Here is a 20,886-nt window from a genome sequence, read left to right on the forward strand (position 1 = left end):
ATTTATATATTTAGTTGCTACTGCAACTTTTAGCTGATTTTATATTTAAGTTTTCTTGTATTTTTTGAATTACTTTTATGGTTTGTGCTATTTCTTGCTCTGAAATGTCTTTTTGTAAAGAATTCACAAATTTTTCTATCATTGGTAAGGTTTCTTCATATAACAACATTCCTTTTTTAGTAATATGAATGTTATTAATTCGCTTATCTGATTTTGATGGAATCCGAGCTACCAAATTTTTCTTTTCCATTGTGTTTACAAGCCTTGTTAACGATGTTTTATCTCTACCAGTTAAAAAAGCAAGTTCTTGTTGCGCTACTCCGTTTTGCTCTTGTACTTTTTTCAAAAAAACCCATTGTATTTTAGTTAAACAAATGTCTTTTTTACAAAAAAGCTCTTGAACATGATTATCAATCATTTTAGAAGTCCTTCCTAACCAAGGAGCTAAAGTGTTTTCGATTCCCATAAAATTATCTTAAAATTTCATGTAAAAATACTCTTTAATTAAAATATAGTTGCATATGCAACTTATTAATTTTTTGTTAAAAAAAACCGAAACTATATCAGTTTCGGTTTTTAAAAATTTAGCTTATAATTTTATTTACTCAAATACATTTTACGTCTTGCATATAAATCGTAAAATTGATCGTCTTTTAAATCATCTATAAAAAGAATACTTTCTCCTGTTGATTTCATTTCTGGACCTAATTTCTTATTCACATTCGGAAACTTGTTAAAAGAGAAAACAGGTTGCTTAATTGCATATCCTTCTAATTGTGGATTGAAATCAAAATCTGTAACTTTTTTCTCACCTAACATTACCTTTGTTGCATAGTTTACATACGGTTCTTTATATGCTTTTGCGATAAAAGGAACTGTACGAGAAGCTCTTGGATTTGCTTCAATAATATAAACCGTATCGTTTTTAATTGCAAACTGAATATTTATCAAACCAACCGTTTTTAATTCAGTAGCAATTGTGCGTGTATGATCTTTAATTTGTTGCATTACAAACTCACCTAAATTAAAGGCTGGTAAGGTAGCGTTTGAATCTCCAGAATGCACTCCACAAGGCTCAATATGTTCCATAATTCCGATGATATACACATTTCCGTCAGCATCACAAATTGCATCAGCTTCAGCTTCAATTGCACCATCTAAATAATGATCTAATAATAATTTATTTCCAGGCATTCCTTTTAATAAATCAACAACATGCTCAACCAACTCTTCTTTGTTGATGACAATTTTCATTCCTTGACCACCTAAAACATAAGAAGGTCTTACTAAAATAGGGAAATCTAATTCATCTGCTAAAGTTAAAGCTTCATCTGCAGTTTCAGCAATACCAAATTCTGGAAAAGGAATATTATTTTCTTTCAACATTGAAGAAAAACGTCCTCTATCTTCAGCAATATCTAATGCTTCAAAAGATGTTCCAATAATTTTAATTCCGTATTTCGTTAACTTTTCAGCTAATTTTAAAGCAGTTTGCCCACCTAATTGAACAATTACACCTTCTGGCTTTTCATGTTTGATGATGTCATAAATATGCTCCCAAAAAACTGGCTCGAAATATAATTTATCAGCGGTATCAAAATCAGTAGAAACCGTTTCTGGATTACAGTTAATCATAATTGTTTCGTAACCACATTCTGCCGCCGCTAAAACTCCGTGTACACAACAGTAATCAAATTCAATTCCTTGTCCAATTCTGTTGGGTCCTGAACCTAAAACTATTATTTTTTTCTTATCGGTAACTACACTTTCGTTTTCAACAAAAACTTTTCCTTCAGCAGTTTCAATATCATTTTCAAAAGTTGAATAATAATATGGTGTTTTTGCTGTAAACTCAGCTGCACAAGTATCAACTAATTTGTAAACTCTGTTTATTTTAAGTTCTTCTCTTTTACTGTAAACTTGACTTTCTAAACAATCTAACATATGTGCAATCTGTCGATCACCATATCCTTTTTGCTTCGCTTCCAGTAACAAATCTCTTTCTAAAGTTTCGATCGTGTATTTAGAAATTTCTTTTTCTAATTGAAAAAGTTCTTCATATTGCTTTAAATACCACATATCAATTTTTGTGATTTCGTAGATTTGACTCAATGGAATTCCCATTGCAATAGCATCATAAATCGCAAAAACTCTATCCCAACTTGCGTTGGTTAATTTATCAATAATTTGGTTGTAATCTTTATAACCTTTTCCATCAGCACCTAAACCATTACGTTTAATTTCTAACGATTGTGTTGCTTTGTGCAATGCTTCTTGAAAAGAACGCCCAATTCCCATTACCTCACCAACGGCTTTCATTTGTAAACCTAATGTTCTGTCAGAACCTTCAAATTTATCAAAATTCCAACGAGGTATTTTTACAATTACATAATCTAATGTTGGCTCAAATAAAGCTGAAGTAGATTTTGTAATTCCGTTTTCTAATTCATCTAACGTGTAACCAATCGCTAATTTTGTAGCTACTTTTGCAATAGGATATCCTGTTGCTTTACTCGCTAAAGCGGATGAACGCGACACACGTGGATTAATTTCAATAGCAATGATATCTTCCTTTTCATCTGGTGATACTGCAAACTGAACGTTACATCCACCTTCAAAATCACCAATAGAACGCATCATTTTTATTGCCATGTCACGCATTTTTTGATATGTTTTATCAGAAAGCGTCATTGCTGGTGCAACAGTAATAGAATCTCCAGTATGAATTCCCATCGGATCCATATTTTCTATAGAACAGATAATTACTACGTTATCATTTTTATCACGTAATAATTCTAACTCGTATTCTTTCCATCCCATCATTGCTTTATCAATCATCACCTCATGAATTGGCGATGCTTCCAAACCTCTACGTAATAATTCGTCAAAATCATTTGGGTCATAAACTATTGAAGCTCCTGCCCCACCTAAGGTATAAGAAGAACGAATTACTAACGGAAAACCAAATTCTTGTGCAATTTCTTTTCCTTTTAAAAATGATGTCGCAGTAGCTTGTGGCGCCATTGGCACATCAATTTTAATCATTAATTCTCTAAACTGCTCTCTATCTTCAGTAACATTAATGGCATCAATATCTACCCCAATTAATTTTACATCAAAGTCTTTCCAAATTCCTTTATCATCAGCTTCAATACATAAATTTAATGCTGTTTGACCTCCCATTGTTGGTAAAACGGCATCAATTTGTGGATGCTCTTTTAAAATTTGAATGATAGATTTTGTAGTTAAAGGCAACAAATACACATGATCTGCCATTGATGGGTCAGTCATAATTGTTGCAGGATTTGAATTGATTAAAATAGTTTCAATTCCATCTTCACGTAAAGATCGTAAAGATTGTGATCCAGAATAATCAAATTCACAGGCTTGTCCAATAACAATTGGCCCAGATCCGATTATTAAAATAGATTTAAGATTTTGATTTTTAGGCATTTTTACTTGTGTTGTTGTGTTGTTGTTTTTTTTCTCAAAAATAAAAAATATTATATCTACAAAAAAGGTGTTACTAAAAAATAGTAACACCTTAAATATATTAACAATTGTTAATCATTATTTTTTTGGTCTTGGAGCTGAAGATACACTTATGCTCTTTCTTCCTTTTGCTCTTCTTCTAGCTAATACTTTACGTCCATTAGCAGATGCCATTCTTTCTCTGAAACCGTGTTTGTTTCTTCTTTTTCTCTTCGATGGTTGGTACGTTCTTTTCGGCATTATTTATATTTTTAAAATCGTCTTTAATTATATGTTTGCTTTTATGAAATTCCGTCTGCTAAAAGCGTGGGCAAATATACAACAGTTTTTTGGTCTGACAAATACTAGTTTTACTTTTTTTAATATTTTTTTGACTTCACAAAAATAAGCAATTTTAATCAATGTTTTTTCACTTTTTTATTTGTTCGAATTGTTAGACTTCTTACTTTTGCCCAAACCTAACAACACCATGAACAATACTAAATACGTTTTTGTAACAGGAGGCGTAACTTCATCACTAGGAAAAGGAATTATAGCCGCTTCTTTAGCGAAATTATTACAAGAACGTGGTTTCTCTGTAACTATTCAAAAATTAGACCCATATATTAATATTGATCCAGGAACATTAAACCCGTATGAACACGGTGAATGTTATGTAACTGATGACGGAGCTGAAACAGACTTAGATTTAGGACATTACGAACGTTTTTTAAACATTCCTACTTCACAAGCTAATAATGTTACTACTGGTAAAATTTATCAATCAGTAATTAACAAAGAGCGTAAAGGTGAGTTTTTAGGAAAAACGGTACAAGTAATTCCACATATTACTGATGAAATTAAACATCGTATTCAAATTTTAGGGAATACTGGCGATTATGATATCGTAATTACCGAAATAGGCGGAACCGTTGGTGATATTGAATCACTACCGTATATTGAAGCTGTTCGTCAATTACAATGGGAATTAGGTGAAGATAACGCCATTATTATCCACTTAACACTTGTTCCTTATTTAGCAGCTGCAGGCGAATTAAAAACCAAACCTACACAGCATTCTGTAAAGATGTTAATGCAAAGTGGTTTAAGTCCTAATATTCTTGTTTGTCGTTCTGAACATGAAATTAACGACACTATAAAACGTAAGCTTGCTTTATTTTGCAATGTTAAAAAACAAGATGTTATTCAGTCTTTAGATGCTGAAACAATTTACGATGTTCCTAATTTAATGTTTAAAGAAGGATTAGATTATGTTGTTTTAGATAAATTAAACTTATCTACTCGCAAACAACCTGCATTACAAGAATGGAATCAATTTGTGAATGCTTATAAAAATCCTACCGCTACTTTAGAAATTGGTTTGGTTGGTAAATATGTTGAATTACATGATTCATACAAATCAATTACCGAAGCTTTTATTCATGCTGGTGCAACAAACAAAGCAAAAGTAAATGTACGTTGGATACACTCAGAAGAACTAACGCCTAAAAATGCTGCAACTAAATTAAAAGGTTTAGATGGTGTATTGGTAGCTCCTGGTTTTGGTGATCGCGGAATTGAAGGAAAAATTGCCGCAGTACAGTATGTACGTGAAAATAACATTCCTTTTTTAGGAATTTGTTTAGGTATGCAAATGGCAGTTATCGAGTATTCTCGTAATGTTTTAGGTTTAAAAGAAGCCGAATCTACCGAAATGAACGAAAAAACAGTACATCCAGTTATTAATTTAATGGAAGAGCAAAAAAATGTTACTGAAAAAGGTGGAACAATGCGTTTAGGTGCTTGGGATTGTGAATTAACTAAAGATTCTAAAGTATTTGAAGCCTATAAAGCTAATTTAATTAGTGAGCGTCATCGCCATAGATACGAATACAATAACGATTATAAAGAGCAGTTAGAATTAGCTGGAATGAAAGCTACTGGTGTAAATCCTAAAACAGGGTTGGTAGAAATTGTTGAAGTTCCTTCACACCCTTGGTTTGTTGGTGTACAATATCACCCAGAATATAAAAGTACCGTTTTAAATCCACATCCATTATTTGTCGGATTTATAAAAGCCGCTTTAGAACAATCAAAAAAATAAATTTAAAAATCCTGTAGTTATTTAATTACAGGATTTTTTTATCAATAATTTGGAACGCTATTTGAACTACCAATAGCATCAAAATTAATCACCGTAAAACCTAATAATATCAATAGGGTTTTACTACATTTGTCGGGTTTTTCAATAATCAGAAAAACATAAAATGACAAGTTGACATTATAACACATAATCAATGGAACAAAAAAAATTTGATTTAAATTCCTTTATAGGAATGCTTTTATTAGGAGGAATATTACTTTGGTGGATGAACACCCGTAAACCAGAAGTAACTCCTGAAAACACTACAAAAACCGAGCAAGTTACCGAAGTAGCAAATACTGCAAACAACACTGTTGAAACTGCTGTTGTAAACGATTCGTTACAACAAATTGCTTTAAAAAATAAATTAGGTGCTTTTGCCTATGGTGCTTCTACTGGTAAAGAAGGAGTTACTGCAATAGAAAACGACCTAGTAAAATTAACTATTGATAATAAAGGTGGACAAATAATTGAGGCCTTAATCAAAAATTTTAAAACCTACGATTCGCTTCCTTTATATTTAGTGAAAGATAAAAATGCATCTTTTAATATTAATTTTGGTACTACTGATAATCGTATTTTAAATACTAAAGATTTATTATTTACACCTACGTTAACTAAAAATGGTGATATACAAGTACTTTCTATGAAATTGAAAGTATCTGAAACTCAATTTTTAGAATACCGATACGAAATTAAAAAAGACGATTACCGTGTTGGTTTTGCTGTGCGTTCTCAAGGATTAAATAATGTAATTAATAGCTCTCAGGCAATCAATTTAGATTGGAACTTAAAAGGTTTTAGACATGAAAAAAGTTTAAAAACCGAAAACATGTACTCTTACTATTATTATAAAGCTGATGACGAAGTAGAGTATTTACAAATGAATGACGATGAAGTAGCCAACGATATTGATTGGATTGCTTATAAACAACATTTCTTTTCTACAATTTTATCTTCTGATACTCCATTTAGCAACGCTAGTTTAAAATCGGTTGATTTTGCTGGCGAAGAAAAAGATAGTGTTTTTACAAAAACGTACGGTTTAAAAACTCCTTTAACATTAACAAACGGAGAATTAAATTATAATATGCAATGGTTTTACGGACCAACAGATTACAATTTATTAAAATCATACGAAGGAACAAGTTTAGATGAAATTGCTGATTTAGGTTGGGGAATTTTCGGATTTTTAAACCGTACTGTTTTCCATCCAGTATTTAACTTATTAAAAGGATTTATTGGTAACTTCGGATTGATTATTATCTTAATGACCATTGTTGTTCGTATTATCATGTCGCCAGTACTTTATAAATCGTATTTATCAAGTGCAAAAATGAAGGTTATTCGTCCAGAAATGGAAGAAATCAACAAAAAATATCCTGGTAAAGAAAACGCAATGAAACGTCAGCAAGAAATTATGACGGTACAGCGAAAAGCGGGAGTTAGTATGATGTCTGGTTGTATACCCGCCCTACTACAAATGCCTGTTTTCTTTGCTTTATTTAAGTTTTTTCCAACAAATATTGAGTTTAGACAAAAAAGCTTTTTATGGGCAAATGATTTATCATCTTACGATATGATTTATCAATTACCATTTAGCATTCCATTTTACGGAGATCACGTAAGTTTATTTCCAATATTAGCATCTATAGCCATTTTCTTTTACATGAAAATGAACCAAAGTCAACAAGCAAATATGCAAGCGCCTACGCAAGAAGGAATGCCAGATATGAGTAAAATGATGAAGTATATGATTTACTTCTCTCCTATTATGATGTTATTTTTCTTTAATAACTACGCAAGTGGATTAAGTTTATACTATTTCATATCAAACTTATTAACCATTGCAATTATGTTAGTAATTAAAAACTATGTAATTGATGAAGCTAAAATTCACGCTAAAATTGAAGAAAATAAAAAGAAGCCTGAAAAAGCTAAAAGCAAGTTCCGTGAGCGTTTAGATAATGCCATGAAACAAGCCCAAGAGCAACAAGCAGCTCAGCAAAAATCTAGAAAAAAATAAATTATTTTTTCATACTTAAAAAGGTCGCATTAGCGACCTTTTTTTATTTAACATTCCTTTAACTAAACCTCTTTAAACCTTTAAAGAAATTTGCTGTCTTATCTAGACTATAAACAAACTACAATGAAAAAAATATTATTTCTTTTTTTACTCGTTAGCCTTACAACTGTAGCCCAAAAATCTACTAAAAAAAGAGCTTCAAAAATTACACTTTCTGGTACGGTTTTAGAAACCAAAACCAAACAACCTTTAGAATATGCAACTTTGGTATTAACCAATACTAAAACAAAGCAAGTTTTAGGAGGTGTTACAAATATAAAAGGTAAATTTTCTGTAGATGCACCTTCAGGTAATTATAGTATAAAGGTTGAGTTTATCGGATTTAAATCAAAAAATTTAGGAACACAAAACTTAACAGCAAGTAAAAATTTAGGAACAATTTTACTTTCAGAAGACGCAGAAACTTTAAATGAAGTAGAAATTATTGCCGAAAAATCTACTGTTGAAATCCGTTTAGATAAAAAAATATATAACGTAGGTAAAGACATGACAGTAAAAGGCGGAACAGCTTCTGATGTTTTAGACAACGTACCATCGGTAAGTGTAGATGCCGAAGGAGCCGTTAGTTTACGTGGTAATGAAAATGTTAGAATTCTTATTGATGGAAAACCATCAGCTTTGGTAGGTTTAACGGGTACTGATGCTTTAAGAAATTTACCTGCCGATGCTATTGAAAAAGTAGAAGTTGTTACCTCACCATCTGCCAGATATGATGCTGAAGGAACTGCTGGTATTTTAAATATTATTTTAAGAAAAGGAAAAATTACTGGTTTTAACGGTTCTTTAAATGCGACTGTTGGTAATCCTGATATGTTTAGAGTGGCACCTAATTTAAATTACAGAACAAAAAAAATAAATCTTTTTTCAAGCCTTGGTTACTCATACCGTAAAGGTCCAGGAAACTCACAAACTGAATTTTCATATTTAACTAACGGAACTTTAGACAGCACACAAGTTGAAGACAGAACTTTTGATAGAGAAAACAAAAACTTTAATGCTTCTGTTGGTTTAGAATATTATATCAACAAAAAAAGTTCGGTTACAGGTAACTTTGTATATCGAAAATCTAACGGAAATGATATTGCAACCAATATTACCGATCGTTATTTATTTAACGACCCAACACAAGTACTTTTAAACGAAAATAGAGTTGAAAACGAAGATGAAGACGGCGTAGACAAACAATACTCTATAAATTACACCAATAACTTAAATGATAACGGTGAAAAAATATCTATAGATTTACAATACGGTGATAGCGAACAAACAGAAAACTCGCCAATTAAAGTAAACGATATTTTATCTGAAGATAATTCGCAAATTACAAACTCTAAAGAAAAATTATTTCAGATAGACTATGTATTGCCTATCGGTGAAAATAGTCAATTTGAAATCGGACATAAAGCTACTTTACAAAATTTAGAATCAGATTTTAGAGTAAACATTTTAGATCCGAATTCAAATTTCGACCCATCAAATGCCATCGAATTTAAGCAAGACATTTATGCTTTTTATACCCAATACGGAAGTAAAATAAATAACTTCTCTTATTTATTAGGACTTCGTACCGAAATTACCGAAATTGATTTAGAGGTAATTACTACAAATCAAAAATCAGAAAAAAAATATACAGAGTGGTTTCCAACCATTAATTTAGGATACGAATTAAACGACAACGAAAACCTAACCTTAGGTTACAGCAGACGTTTAAGAAGACCACGTCACTGGTTTTTAAATCCGTTTGAAAGTCGTAGCTCTGCAACCAATGTATTTAGAGGAAATCCAGATTTAAATCCAACATTTACAAGTTCATTCGATTTAGGTTACAACACAAAAATCAGAAAATTTAATTTAGGAGCCTCATTATATTACCAACTTTCAACAGATAAAATTCAACGTGTTTCAATAATTGAAGAAAGAAACGGAACCAACGTTTTTGTTAGTCAACCTTTAAATTTAAATGATGAAACTCGTTACGGATTCGAATTTACGTCAAACTACAATCCAACAAAAAAAGTACGTTTATCAGCAAGTTTTAACTACTTTAAATTTAATACGGATGCGTTTTCGTACACTTACACCGCACAAGACGGATCGCAAGTTACCACAAACCTAGCCGAGGTAAACGAAAGTAGCTGGTTTGCTCGTTTTAACTCTCGTATTACATTGCCTGCAAAAATACAATGGCAAACACGTTTAATGTACCGAGGACCACAAAACAACGCACAAAGCGATAGAGAAGGAATGTTTATGGCAAACCTAGCTTTTAGTAAAGATATTTTAAAAGACAAAGCCTCTTTGGTATTAAATGTAAGCGATTTATTCAACTCTCGTAAACGAGAAAGCACTACTTATTATGGCGGAAGAGAAAATCCATCAACCATTTCTAACGGAGAGTTTCAATGGCGTGAACGTCAAATTAGTTTAAGTTTTACGTATCGTTTTAATCAAAATAAAAACCAACGAAATAAAGCACAAAAAAATCAAAATTTCGACGGTGGTGGCGGTGAAGGTTACGACGGTTAAAATTTTATTTTGGGCGTTCGAGCGGGCTTTCATTACTCGCTTTTCATAAAAAAACACACAAGTTTTAAACTTGTGTGTTTTTTTATGAAAGAGCTCAAACAAACCATTCAATCCCTAACGCAGTTACCGCTATTTAAAAGTAAACACTAATTGTAATTAATTTACTATGAGTAGTATTTTTGACCTCACAGGTTTTTAAAACCTGTGAGGTCTTTATAATAAATTTCGACTCTTCTATGCCTTCATATAGCAACCAACCAGCATTATATAAATATTATTAATTTATCGAAAAACGGATTCTTAATTAATTGCCTAGCCCCGATTGCAGCAATTGTTTGAGCTCTTTTTTGATTTTTCTTCAAAAAAAGCGAGTGCGGAAAGCGGGAAATAGCTTCTTAAAAAAAATATAAATACAAAAAAAGCTCGTTTATTATAAACGAGCTTTTTACTATTATTTTATCTACAAAAATTACTTAGCTTCTTCAGCAGCTTTTTTTGCTTCTCTTTTTAATTTTAAGTTCTCCCAAATTGTTCCGCCAATCCAGTAAGGAACTACAAATGTTAATAAGAAAATTAACAACCAAAATCCGGTTGTAAAAATAAACATGAATAATACCAATCCTGAAAATTCTGAAAAATCTAACATTTGTTTCTTATTAATAATTGTTATGCAGCAAAATTAAAACTATTTTTCTTTTCAAGCAATAAAATCTGACAAAAATCACGTACTAAAACTTTTAGAATTTGTAATTTTGATTTTAGTTAAATTATAGCCTTTTAAATCATTTTAAAATGACAAAATACAGAATCGAAAAAGACACCATGGGAAACGTTGAAGTTCCTGCTGATAAATACTGGGGAGCACAAACCGAACGTTCTCGTAACAACTTTAAAATTGGTCCTGCTGGGTCTATGCCATTAGAAGTTGTATATGGTTTTGCTTACTTAAAAAAAGCGGCTGCTTATACAAATGCTGAATTAGGCGTTTTATCTAACGAAAAAAGAGATTTAATTGCTCAAGTTTGTGACGAAATTTTAGCAGGTAAACACAACGATCAATTTCCGTTAGTAATTTGGCAAACAGGTTCTGGTACGCAATCTAACATGAACTGTAACGAAGTTATTGCCAACAGAGCACATGAAATTGCAGGTAAAGTTATTGGTGAAGGTGAAAAAACCATTCAACCAAATGATGATGTAAATAAATCGCAATCATCAAACGATACGTTTCCTACAGGTATGCACATTGCTGCTTATAAAAAAATTGTAGAAACTACTATTCCTGGAGTTGAGCAATTACGCGATACTTTACAAAAAAAATCAGAAGCTTTTAAAGACGTTGTTAAAATTGGTCGTACCCATTTAATGGATGCAACTCCGTTAACTTTAGGTCAAGAATTTTCTGGTTATGTAGCACAATTAAACTTTGGTTTAAAAGCTGTAAACAACTCTCTTGAACACCTTAGTCAATTAGCTTTAGGAGGAACAGCGGTAGGTACAGGTTTAAACACACCTGCTGGTTACGATATTTTAGTTGCTAAATACATTGCAGAATTTACTGGTTTACCTTTTATTACTGCCGAAAATAAATTTGAAGCATTAGCTGCACACGATGCTTTAGTTGAAACACACGGAGCTTTAAAACAATTAGCGGTTTCAATTAATAAAATTGCTAATGATATTCGTTTAATGGCTTCAGGGCCTCGTAGTGGAATTGGTGAATTAATTATCCCTGCTAACGAGCCAGGTTCTTCTATTATGCCTGGAAAAGTGAATCCTACGCAAGCAGAAGCTATTACTATGGTTTGTGCACAAGTTATGGGTAATGACGTTGCTGTTACCGTTGGTGGTACGCAAGGACATTACGAATTAAACGTATTTAAACCAATGATGGCGGCTAACGTATTACAATCTGCTCAATTAATTGGAGATGCTTGTGTATCTTTTGATATTAACTGTGCTGCTGGTATAGAGCCTAACCACGATAGAATTACCGAGTTAGTAAACAACTCTTTAATGTTAGTTACTGCATTAAATACTAAAATTGGATATTATAAAGCTGCTGAAATTGCTAACACTGCACACGCAAACGGAACAACTTTAAAAGAAGAAGCGGTACGTTTAGGTTATGTTACATCTGAACAATATGACGAATGGGTAAAACCAGAAGACATGACTGGAGGATTAAAATAAAATACTTAATTTTGTAAACGCTAAAAAAAGCTGCATAATTTATGCAGCTTTTTTTAGCGAAAATAATTAATCATATTAAAAGAAAAGATGATGAATACACACGAAGAATATATGAGTGAAGCTGTAAAAGCAGCTTTAAAAGGAATGCAAAATAACGAAGGTGGTCCTTTTGGTTGTATTGTTGTAAAAGACGGAGAAATTATAGGTCGCGGAAATAACAAAGTTACCTCAACCAACGACCCAACGGCGCATGCCGAAGTTACTGCAATTAGAGATGCTTGTAAAAACATTGGGTCTTTTCAGTTAGATGGATGTATTGTATACACTTCTTGCGAACCTTGCCCTATGTGTTTAGGAGCAATTTATTGGGCTAGACCAGATAAGGTGTATTACGGAAGCAATCAAGTTGATGCTGCTAATATTGGTTTTGATGACGAATTTATTTACAAAGAAATTCCGTTACCTTACGAAAAAAGAAGCATTCCGTTTGAACAAGTTGGGCGAAAAATTGCCTTAGAACCTTTTGAAAAATGGACAGAAAAACAAGATAAAATTGAATATTAAATTATGGTTATTTTAGAAAATGAATATTTAAAGATTGAAATTAACACATTAGGTGCTGAAATTTCAAAAATATATTCGAAAAAAACTAACTTAAATTATTTATGGAATGGTGATGCTTCTTTTTGGAAGCGTCACGCTCCTATTTTATTTCCCATTGTAGGTAAACTTAAAGAAAATACTTATAAAATTGATGACGAAAAGTATCAATTACCTCAACATGGTTTTGCTAGAGATACTTCTTTTACTGTTTTAACTAAAAATGACACTAAAGTTACTTTTCAACTTTTATATTCTACAAAAACGATAGCTAAATATCCTTATAAGTTTAGCTTACAGATTTGTTATGAATTAAAAGATAGTCAACTTTCTGTTTCTTATAAAGTTGTTAATTTAGATAATCAAACTATTTATTTTTCTATTGGTGCACATCCTGCTTTTAACTGTCCTTTAATTGAAAACACTTCTTTTAATGATTATTTTATTGAGTTTGAAAAAGAAGAAACACCTACACAATTATTTTTAAATCCGAAAACGGGATTTAGAAACAACGCTTCTAAAAAAGTGAATCTTGGTCAAAAAATCGATTTATCGTATGATTTATTTACATCTTTTGATACTTTAATATACAAAGGAATTACATCTAAAACGGTTTCTTTAAAATCAAAAAAACACGCTCACGGAATTCATTTACACTTTCCGGATTGGAAATATTTAGCTTTTTGGACAAAAGAAACAGGTACTCCTTTTATTTGTATAGAACCTTGGATGGGAATTTCTGATAGTGATGATAGTAATCAAATTTTAAAAGATAAAACTGGTATGCTAAATTTAGCCGAAACTAAAACCTACGAAAACAGTTATTCTTTTGATTTCTTTTAATCAAAAAAACAAGTACATAAAAAAAACCTCCAAGTAATTGCTACTTAGAGGTTTTTTATTTTACTAAAAATCTATCTATTTTGTTTTTCTAAACATCAACCAAAAACCAATTAATACCAACGGAATACTTAATACTTGTCCCGTATTTAATGAGTTAAATACCCAATCTTCTCTACCATCAACTTGGGCTTTCTTTAAAAACTCGATAAAGAAACGTAACGACCATAGTACCACCATAAATAATCCGAATAAAAATCCTGATTGATTCTTTTTATCTGTTTTCCAGTAAAAATGCCATAAAGCAAAAAACAGGGCTAAATAACTAAATGCTTCGTATAATTGTGTTGGATGTGAAGGAACCGTCTCTCCTGCTCTTTTAAAAATTACTCCGAAACTACTTCCTGTTGGTTTTCCGTAAATTTCTGAATTAAAAAAGTTTCCTAAACGGATAAAAAAACCAGCTAAGGCAACCATAATTCCTAATCTATCTAAAATAAACAACCATGGTTTATTTAAATGTTTTTTAGCGTAAAAATATAAAGCAATAGGAATACCGATGGCAGCACCATGACTTGCAAAACCAGTAAAACCTGTGAATTTCCATGAACCATCAGCCAATTTTTTCATTGGTAAAATAATTTCTAATAAATGGTTTTGGTAATAATCCCAACTATAAAAGAAAACATCTCCTAAACGCATTCCTACCAACATAGAAACAAAAACATACATAAATAAAGGATCAAGTTTTTCAACCGAAATATTATCATTTATATAAATTTTCTTCATAAACCGAAGTCCTAATACAAAAGCTGCTACAAACATTAAACTGTACCAACGAACACCAAAACTTCCTATTTTTATAATTTCAGGATCTAAATCCCATACTATGGATAAAAAATTCATTTATATTTTTATTTATGTCAGGTCTCGACTATTCGCAACCCATTTTTAATTTATTTTCACTAAATAATCTTGCAAACTACATTTCTATTTTTAACAAATATTACTTTGTTTTTAAATAATGTTCGAGTTAAAAATTACTATTTCTTTTTTTCTGGCACCGGATCGTAACCACTACCTCCCCAAGGATGACAGCTAAAAATTCTTTTTAAAGCCAACCAACCGCCATAAAACAAACCGTGTTTTTGTAATGCTATAATTGTATAACTAGAGCATGTTGGCGAATACCTACACGTTGCTGGTGTAAATGGCGAAATTGCTGTTTGATAAAATCGCACCAGCATTATAAAAGGATATGTTAAAATTTTCTTCAAAATTAATTAACCGAAAAACTTGTTCCTTCTCTACCGTCTTTTAATTGAATGCCTAAAGCTAATAACTTATCACGAATTTCGTCGGATAAAGCCCAGTCTTTGTTCTCGCGTGCTTCTTTTCGCATTTGAATCAACATTTCTACAACTCCGCTTAATTTATCAGAATTATTACCTTTGGTTGCTTCATTCATCAATCCTAAAACATCAAAAACAAAAGCATTGATGGTTTTGGTAAAATCTTCTAAATCAGCAGCAGTTAAAGTTGCTTTTCCTTCTTTTATTTGGTTGATGTTTTTTACAGCTTCAAATAAATGTGAAATTAAAACAGGCGTGTTAAAATCGTCATTCATTGCCGCATAACAATCATTTTTCCAACTAGTAATATTAAAGGTTGATGTATTACTTGTTTCAATTTTATCTAAATAATTAACAGCATCCATTAACTTTGTATGTCCTTTTTCTGATGCTTCTAAAGCTTCTCCCGAAAAATCTAAAATACTTCTGTAATTGGCCTGCATGTTAAAAAAACGAACTACACTTGCCGAAAATGCTTTTGGCAACACACTATTTTCTCCTGATAAAATTTCGTTTGGTAAAATAAAATTTCCTGTAGATTTTGCCATTTTCTGGCTATTTAACAATAACATATTGGTATGCATCCAGTAATTTACAGGCGTTACACCACTACAGGTTTGCGATTGCGCTATTTCACACTCGTGATGCGGAAATTTTAAATCCATTCCACCTCCGTGAATATCAAATTTTTCGCCTAAATATTTTGTGCTCATTACCGAACATTCTAAATGCCAACCAGGAAAACCATCACTCCAAGGAGAAGGCCAACGCATAATATGGCGTTCATCTGCTTTTTTCCAAAGTGCAAAATCTTGCGGATTTTTTTTATCCGATTGCCCATCTAAAGTTCGAGTATTGTGAATTGCATCTTCTATTTTTCTACCAGAAAGGATTCCGTAATTGCCAGTTTCGTTGTACTTTAAAACATCAAAATAAACAGAACCATTTACTTCGTAAGCCAAACCTTTTTCCATGATTTCTTTAATCATTTCAATCTGTTCAACAATATGCCCAGTTGCAGTTGGCTCTATACTTGGTGGTAAAAAGTTGTAATTTTTTAAAACATCATGAAAATCTACCGTGTACTTTTGTACCACTTCCATCGGTTCGATTTCCTCTAAACGTGCTTTTTTAGAAATTCTATCCTCTCCTTCATCAGCATCATTTTCTAAATGACCTGCATCAGTAATATTACGTACATAACGCACTTTATACCCTAAATGTAACATATAACGATACACCACATCAAAAAACATAAACGTACGTACGTTTCCTAAATGGGCGTTGCTATATACCGTTGGTCCACAAACGTACATTCCTACGCGTCCTTCGGTTACAGGTTTAAAAAGCTCTTTTGTTTTTGTTAAAGAGTTGTATACTTTTAGTTGATTTTCTTTGTATAATTCCATTGAAAAAGTGACTGTTTACAGATGCTAAAGATAGGCACTTTATAAAGAATAATGAAATGGAATTTATTAGGAAAGTAATAAAATTTTAAAAGGTATTTTTTTAATACAATCTATTATTTTTGAAGTACTAACTGACTGTATTTACCAATGATTTTCACCATATTATCTTCTGTTGATATGCTAAAATTACCATTTACTTCTTTTTTAGAATCGTTAACCGAAAATTTTATTGCTGGTTTATTAGGATAATTTTTAGCTTTACCTCCTATAACATACGTTAATTTTTTATTTATGTTAGCTATATTTATCAAAGCTTCGGATGAATTTAAATCAACTTTAAAAGTATGATAATTGGGGTGAATTTTATTGACTTTTAAACCTCCAAATTTACTATTTACCTCAACATCATTATAAACGTTAACAAGAACAACTTCTGACGAAGTTGAACTTATTTTGGTATTGGTAACCGATGCTAAATTAGCATCGGATACGTTATTTAAAAACAAAGTACTCTCATTTAATGAATTGATGGTTACAGGCGAAAATGATACGTTTAAGTGACTTCCGTTTAAATTATCAGCTTTAAAAGTACCGTAACTTACTTTTCCGGATGCTTTTGTTTTTGGTAATTTAACTTTACAATGGCGTGTGTTTAAATCGAATTTTGCATTTTTTGGTACTTTAATAATGATTTTCTTGGTTATTTTTACTTTTTTACCATTTATAGTAACTGATCCTGATTTATTTAAAAAAGCGAAATTTAATTTTGTGCTTTTAAGTGATTCTTGCGCTTTCTTTAACGCCTCTCTTTTTATTTCAAGATTATATCGTTGTGCTTCTCTTTTTTTTATTAACTGTTGCCTTTTAGCGTTAACCTTTTTCTTTAACACTTCTCTTTTTAACTTTATTAATTCAACCTTTTTTTCTCTTTCAAGCTGTTTAATTTTTTCTTTAAATTCTTTTTTCTTCTTTTCTTGATCTTTTTTAAACCTTTTATATTTTTTTGTTTTCTTAAACTTTTCCCATTCTTTTTTAGATTTTATGGTGATGTCATTTACACCATCTTTCCATTGAAAAAAGTAGTTTTTACCATCTTTCGTGTATTTATCAAAATCAAACTCAATGTTTTCTAAACCTGTAACAATTTCTTCAAAATTAATTTCTGGTATTTCAATTTCTGGCATCTCAGGTATTTCTGGCATTTCAGAAATCTCTGGTATTACAATAACATTATCGTTTGTACCGTATTGATAAACTTTTGGTAAGTTATTTTTAGAGGAATTAAAAAACACAAAATTGTTATTATCAAACGAATGAAAATTATTTTTGCTTGCATTAATTTGTACTTTGTTCTTATTCCCTAAAGCTTCAAATTGCCAATTTTTAAAATACTTTTCGGCGGCTTTTTTATCAAGTCCTTCTACTTCAATAATAGCTTCTACAGATACTTGGTTTTTGTTCCATGTAGTTACATCAATATCAGCATTTGAGGCATTTATGTTTACAACAACATCTTTATTGGTTGTAAAATTTTCACTAATTTTTTTATCGTATTTCTGAGCAAAAACAACACCTGTTGTTAATAATGAAAAAACGGCTATTTTAAATATTTTGAATATCATTTTGAGTTGGATTTTTAAGTTCTTTTAATTGTTTTTGCATACGTTTTAACAGCTGTAAACGCATTTGCAGGTTTCCAATCAATGCATTGATAGTATTATCATTAATCCCTTTTGTATTGAGCTCTCGGGTTAAGGTTTTATATTCTTTGGTTAACTCGCCTATTTCGGCAAAATAACCATCAAAAAATTCTTTCGTATCGTCTGTTAATTCTAACTGACTTAATTCGTAGTTTATGGTATTTACATAATATGACTCCACCGTTTTTAACTCGGGCGAAATAGTACCTAAACTTATATTGTTTTTATATTCTTCTGGTATTTCTTTTATCGGTGTTTCAATTGTATTCGTTGGGTAAAATTGAATTCCTAAGCTTACCAATAAAACTATTGAAGCTGCAACATACAGCCATTTATATGATTTTTTAATTGATGGTTTTTCTTGTAATTCCTCCATCAATTTTTGTTGAAAACGTTGCCTATGATTTGTTGATAATTCTACTGAATTTTCAACTTCTTTTTTTAGTATTTCTCTAATATCTTTAGACATGATATACTGTTTTTAACTGTTCTTTTACTTTCTTTTTTCCTCGTAATAAATGTGTACGAGAAGTTACTTCTGAAATTCCTAAAATTTGTGAAATTTCTCCGTGGTCATATCCTTCTAATAAAAATAAAGTTAACACAACTCTATATTTATCTTTTAAATTTTGAATACAACTTACAATTTCTTGATGCGAAATAGTAGGCGACACCTTCCAATCATCTTCATCTACAATACTGCTTGTTTCTTCATTTATTGATACTAATTCTAACTTTTTCTTTTTTAACCAATCTATACTTTGATTAATTACAATCCGCTTTAACCAAGCACCAAAAGCAACCTCTTCTTTATAATTATATATATTTTTAAAAGCTTTTATAAAAGCATCTTGCATCACATCTTCAGCAATAAATTTATCTTTTACATACCTAATTGCTACAGCAAACATGGCATCGCAATACAAATCATACAATTGCATTTGTGCTTTTGCATTATTGTTTTTACACGCATCTATTACGGATTGATGTAGCTGTTTGGTTGGTTTCATTTTTGATTTCTTATACTAAAGACGATACTTTTTATGTTACGTTGCATTTTGCTGCCTTTTTATTTTTAAATTTACATTATTATTTCGTTTTACCTTTATAATGACGCATAAAAACAAATCTGCACTTACCGAAAAAGATGGTGTTTCTCAACCAGAAACAACCAGTACAGCATCCGCAGAAAAAATAAAATTTAGCCGAAGAAAAAAAACAACTACTAATCAATTTATTACCCAAATTCTAAAAGGTAGTATTCCGTTTTTAAGCAAAGCCATTACCTTGGTAGAAAGTACCAATACCAAGCATCAAAAACAAGCTACCGAAATTATTGAAGCTTGTTTACCACACGCCAACAAATCTATTCGAATAGGTATTACTGGTGTTCCTGGCGTTGGTAAAAGTACTTTTATTGAAGCTTTTGGTAAACACTTAACTTCGGTAGGTAAAAAAGTAGCCGTTTTAGCTGTAGACCCAAGTAGTTCTGTAAATAAAGGAAGTATTTTAGGTGATAAAACTCGTATGGAAGAATTAGTGACCGACAAGAATGCCTTTATTCGTCCTTCTCCTTCGGGAACCTCTTTGGGTGGAGTTGCTCAAAAAACTAGAGAATCTATTATTTTATGTGAAGCTGCTGGTTTTGATACCATTATTATTGAAACCGTTGGCGTTGGGCAATCTGAAACTGCTGTACACTCTATGACCGACTTTTTTTTATTACTAAAATTAGCAGGCGCAGGCGATGAATTACAAGGTATTAAACGCGGAATTATTGAAATGGCAGATGCTATTGTTATTAATAAAGCTGATAGTGGTAACGAAAAAAATGCTAAAATTGCTAAAGTTGAATTTAATAGAGCTTTACATTTATATCCACCAAAAGACAGTAAATGGCAGCCGAAAGTTTTATTATCTAGTGCCTTAAATCATCAAGGAATTGATGCTATTGATACTATGATTAATGACTATATGTTGTTGGTAAAAAACAATGCATATTTTCAACAAAAAAGAAATGAACAAAATAATTATTGGTTGTTAGAAACCATTAATCAGCAATTAAAAAATAATTTTTATAACAATCCTAAAATTAAAGAAGTGCTTAAAAATGAAGTTTTAAGTTTAGAAAACGGAAAAACTACACCCTTTGCTGCTGCCCAACGATTATTAAATATAAACTATGGAAAATAATAATTTAACTTGGAGTGATTTTGAAAAAGTAGAAATGCGGATTGGTACCATCCTTTCTGCGGATATTTTTAAAGAAGTTAAAAATCCTGCGTATAAATTGCAAATCGATTTTGGCGACTTTGGGATAAAAAAAACCTCGGCACAAATCACTAAATTATATACTACTGATGAATTAATAGGTAAACAAATTGTTGCCGTTGTTAATTTTCCTAAAAAACAAATTGCCAATATTATGAGTGAATGTTTAATTTTAGGCGGATTAGGAAACGATAAAGAAGTTACTTTATTATCGTCTGACAAACCTGTAAAAAACGGAACAAAAATTGGATAAAAAATTTATTGTACCTAATTTTAAATAAATTATCAATCCTAA

The 20,886-nt window shown here is 31.1% G+C and carries 18 protein-coding genes; 8 read left to right on the top strand and 10 right to left on the bottom strand.

The window, feature by feature from the left end; genetic code table 11:
* Nucleotides 1-10: 10 nt before the first annotated feature.
* From ACN5J5_RS00110 to rpmH, 3 genes are all read right to left on the bottom strand, one after another.
* Entirely contained in the window at nucleotides 11-466 is a 456-nt protein-coding gene (locus tag ACN5J5_RS00110) for a MarR family winged helix-turn-helix transcriptional regulator (RefSeq protein ID WP_418645339.1), read from the bottom strand.
* A 131-nt stretch (nucleotides 467-597) separates the two neighbouring features.
* A complete protein-coding gene (carB, locus tag ACN5J5_RS00115) occupies nucleotides 598-3,453 on the bottom strand; it encodes a carbamoyl-phosphate synthase large subunit (RefSeq protein ID WP_418645340.1) in 2,856 nt (951 codons plus the stop codon).
* 117 nt (nucleotides 3,454-3,570) lie between these two features.
* Nucleotides 3,571-3,732, bottom strand: coding sequence for a 50S ribosomal protein L34 (gene rpmH, locus ACN5J5_RS00120; protein WP_068706394.1), 162 nt, complete (start codon nucleotides 3,730-3,732; stop codon nucleotides 3,571-3,573).
* Nucleotides 3,733-3,961: 229 nt separating this feature from the next.
* On the opposite strand from rpmH, the gene ACN5J5_RS00125 reads away from it, so the two are divergent.
* From ACN5J5_RS00125 to ACN5J5_RS00135, 3 genes are all read left to right on the top strand, one after another.
* On the top strand, nucleotides 3,962-5,575 hold the full coding sequence (locus tag ACN5J5_RS00125) for a CTP synthase (protein ID WP_418645341.1): 1,614 nt from the start codon (nucleotides 3,962-3,964) through the stop codon (nucleotides 5,573-5,575).
* A gap of 193 nt (nucleotides 5,576-5,768) precedes the next feature.
* On the top strand, nucleotides 5,769-7,640 hold the full coding sequence (yidC, locus tag ACN5J5_RS00130; RefSeq protein ID WP_418645342.1) for a membrane protein insertase YidC: 1,872 nt from the start codon (nucleotides 5,769-5,771) through the stop codon (nucleotides 7,638-7,640).
* Nucleotides 7,641-7,763: 123 nt separating this feature from the next.
* Entirely contained in the window at nucleotides 7,764-10,226 is a 2,463-nt protein-coding gene (locus tag ACN5J5_RS00135; protein ID WP_418645343.1) for a TonB-dependent receptor domain-containing protein, read from the top strand.
* Nucleotides 10,227-10,695: 469 nt separating this feature from the next.
* On the opposite strand, the gene ACN5J5_RS00140 is transcribed toward ACN5J5_RS00135, so the two are convergent.
* Nucleotides 10,696-10,872 (bottom strand): hypothetical protein, encoded by a 177-nt coding sequence (locus ACN5J5_RS00140; protein ID WP_418645344.1) that lies wholly within the window; start codon nucleotides 10,870-10,872, stop codon nucleotides 10,696-10,698.
* A gap of 146 nt (nucleotides 10,873-11,018) precedes the next feature.
* Here ACN5J5_RS00140 and fumC point away from each other — a divergent pair, with 146 nt between their 5' ends.
* From fumC to ACN5J5_RS00155, 3 genes are all read left to right on the top strand, one after another.
* Nucleotides 11,019-12,419: a class II fumarate hydratase gene (gene fumC / locus ACN5J5_RS00145; protein WP_418645345.1), complete on the top strand. Its 1,401-nt coding sequence runs from the start codon at nucleotides 11,019-11,021 to the stop codon at nucleotides 12,417-12,419.
* Between the two features lie 90 nt (nucleotides 12,420-12,509).
* On the top strand, nucleotides 12,510-12,983 hold the full coding sequence (locus ACN5J5_RS00150) for a nucleoside deaminase (RefSeq protein ID WP_418645346.1): 474 nt from the start codon (nucleotides 12,510-12,512) through the stop codon (nucleotides 12,981-12,983).
* Nucleotides 12,984-12,986: 3 nt separating this feature from the next.
* Nucleotides 12,987-13,862: an aldose 1-epimerase family protein gene (locus ACN5J5_RS00155; RefSeq protein WP_418645347.1), complete on the top strand. Its 876-nt coding sequence runs from the start codon at nucleotides 12,987-12,989 to the stop codon at nucleotides 13,860-13,862.
* Between the two features lie 75 nt (nucleotides 13,863-13,937).
* Here ACN5J5_RS00155 and lgt read toward each other — a convergent pair whose 3' ends face one another.
* From lgt to ACN5J5_RS00185, 6 genes are all read right to left on the bottom strand, one after another.
* The gene (gene lgt, locus ACN5J5_RS00160; protein WP_418645348.1) at nucleotides 13,938-14,765 is read right to left on the bottom strand and encodes a prolipoprotein diacylglyceryl transferase; all 828 of its coding nucleotides are present in this window, start codon (nucleotides 14,763-14,765) and stop codon (nucleotides 13,938-13,940) included.
* Nucleotides 14,766-14,902: 137 nt separating this feature from the next.
* Nucleotides 14,903-15,136, bottom strand: a complete 234-nt coding sequence (gene yidD / locus ACN5J5_RS00165) for a membrane protein insertion efficiency factor YidD (protein ID WP_418645349.1) — start codon at nucleotides 15,134-15,136, stop codon at nucleotides 14,903-14,905.
* Between the two features lie 2 nt (nucleotides 15,137-15,138).
* Nucleotides 15,139-16,620 (bottom strand): cysteine--tRNA ligase, encoded by a 1,482-nt coding sequence (cysS, locus tag ACN5J5_RS00170; protein WP_418645350.1) that lies wholly within the window; start codon nucleotides 16,618-16,620, stop codon nucleotides 15,139-15,141.
* A gap of 113 nt (nucleotides 16,621-16,733) precedes the next feature.
* On the bottom strand, nucleotides 16,734-18,242 hold the full coding sequence (locus ACN5J5_RS00175; protein ID WP_418645351.1) for a hypothetical protein: 1,509 nt from the start codon (nucleotides 18,240-18,242) through the stop codon (nucleotides 16,734-16,736).
* Nucleotides 18,223-18,789: a hypothetical protein gene (locus ACN5J5_RS00180; RefSeq protein WP_418645352.1), complete on the bottom strand. Its 567-nt coding sequence runs from the start codon at nucleotides 18,787-18,789 to the stop codon at nucleotides 18,223-18,225. The genes ACN5J5_RS00175 and ACN5J5_RS00180 overlap by 20 nt, the downstream gene beginning before the upstream one ends.
* Nucleotides 18,782-19,330 carry an RNA polymerase sigma factor gene (locus ACN5J5_RS00185; protein ID WP_418645353.1) on the bottom strand — a complete coding sequence of 183 codons (549 nt, stop codon included), beginning with the start codon at nucleotides 19,328-19,330 and terminating at the stop codon, nucleotides 18,782-18,784. Before ACN5J5_RS00185 ends, ACN5J5_RS00180 begins: the two co-directional genes overlap by 8 nt.
* Before the next feature lie 100 nt (nucleotides 19,331-19,430).
* Between ACN5J5_RS00185 and meaB the strand changes: the two genes are divergently transcribed.
* Complete coding sequence (meaB, locus tag ACN5J5_RS00190; protein WP_418645354.1) at nucleotides 19,431-20,513, top strand: methylmalonyl Co-A mutase-associated GTPase MeaB; 1,083 nt, start codon at nucleotides 19,431-19,433, stop codon at nucleotides 20,511-20,513.
* Nucleotides 20,503-20,844 (top strand): tRNA-binding protein, encoded by a 342-nt coding sequence (locus ACN5J5_RS00195; protein ID WP_418645355.1) that lies wholly within the window; start codon nucleotides 20,503-20,505, stop codon nucleotides 20,842-20,844. Before meaB ends, ACN5J5_RS00195 begins: the two co-directional genes overlap by 11 nt.
* Nucleotides 20,845-20,886 lie beyond the last annotated feature (42 nt).

It is taken from the genome of Tenacibaculum insulae, from assembly GCF_964512435.1.
Taxonomy (GTDB): Bacteria; Bacteroidota; Bacteroidia; order Flavobacteriales; family Flavobacteriaceae; genus Polaribacter; species Polaribacter insulae_A.

Bases quoted from the DNA above. Each gene is read 5' to 3' on its own strand.
- fumC (WP_418645345.1), top strand. From the start codon at position 11,019: ATGACAAAATACAGAATCGAAAAAGACACCATGGGAAACGTTGAAGTT.
- ACN5J5_RS00185 (WP_418645353.1), bottom strand. From the start codon at position 19,330: ATGAAACCAACCAAACAGCTACATCAATCCGTAATAGATGCGTGTAAA.
- ACN5J5_RS00155 (WP_418645347.1), top strand. From the start codon at position 12,987: ATGGTTATTTTAGAAAATGAATATTTAAAGATTGAAATTAACACATTA.
- ACN5J5_RS00150 (WP_418645346.1), top strand. From the start codon at position 12,510: ATGAATACACACGAAGAATATATGAGTGAAGCTGTAAAAGCAGCTTTA.
- ACN5J5_RS00140 (WP_418645344.1), bottom strand. From the start codon at position 10,872: ATGTTAGATTTTTCAGAATTTTCAGGATTGGTATTATTCATGTTTATT.
- ACN5J5_RS00125 (WP_418645341.1), top strand. From the start codon at position 3,962: ATGAACAATACTAAATACGTTTTTGTAACAGGAGGCGTAACTTCATCA.
- ACN5J5_RS00175 (WP_418645351.1), bottom strand. From the start codon at position 18,242: ATGATATTCAAAATATTTAAAATAGCCGTTTTTTCATTATTAACAACA.
- meaB (WP_418645354.1), top strand. From the start codon at position 19,431: ATGACGCATAAAAACAAATCTGCACTTACCGAAAAAGATGGTGTTTCT.
- carB (WP_418645340.1), bottom strand. From the start codon at position 3,453: ATGCCTAAAAATCAAAATCTTAAATCTATTTTAATAATCGGATCTGGG.
- ACN5J5_RS00110 (WP_418645339.1), bottom strand. From the start codon at position 466: ATGGGAATCGAAAACACTTTAGCTCCTTGGTTAGGAAGGACTTCTAAA.
- ACN5J5_RS00195 (WP_418645355.1), top strand. From the start codon at position 20,503: ATGGAAAATAATAATTTAACTTGGAGTGATTTTGAAAAAGTAGAAATG.
- lgt (WP_418645348.1), bottom strand. From the start codon at position 14,765: ATGAATTTTTTATCCATAGTATGGGATTTAGATCCTGAAATTATAAAA.
- yidC (WP_418645342.1), top strand. From the start codon at position 5,769: ATGGAACAAAAAAAATTTGATTTAAATTCCTTTATAGGAATGCTTTTA.
- ACN5J5_RS00180 (WP_418645352.1), bottom strand. From the start codon at position 18,789: ATGTCTAAAGATATTAGAGAAATACTAAAAAAAGAAGTTGAAAATTCA.
- ACN5J5_RS00135 (WP_418645343.1), top strand. From the start codon at position 7,764: ATGAAAAAAATATTATTTCTTTTTTTACTCGTTAGCCTTACAACTGTA.
- rpmH (WP_068706394.1), bottom strand. From the start codon at position 3,732: ATGCCGAAAAGAACGTACCAACCATCGAAGAGAAAAAGAAGAAACAAA.
- cysS (WP_418645350.1), bottom strand. From the start codon at position 16,620: ATGGAATTATACAAAGAAAATCAACTAAAAGTATACAACTCTTTAACA.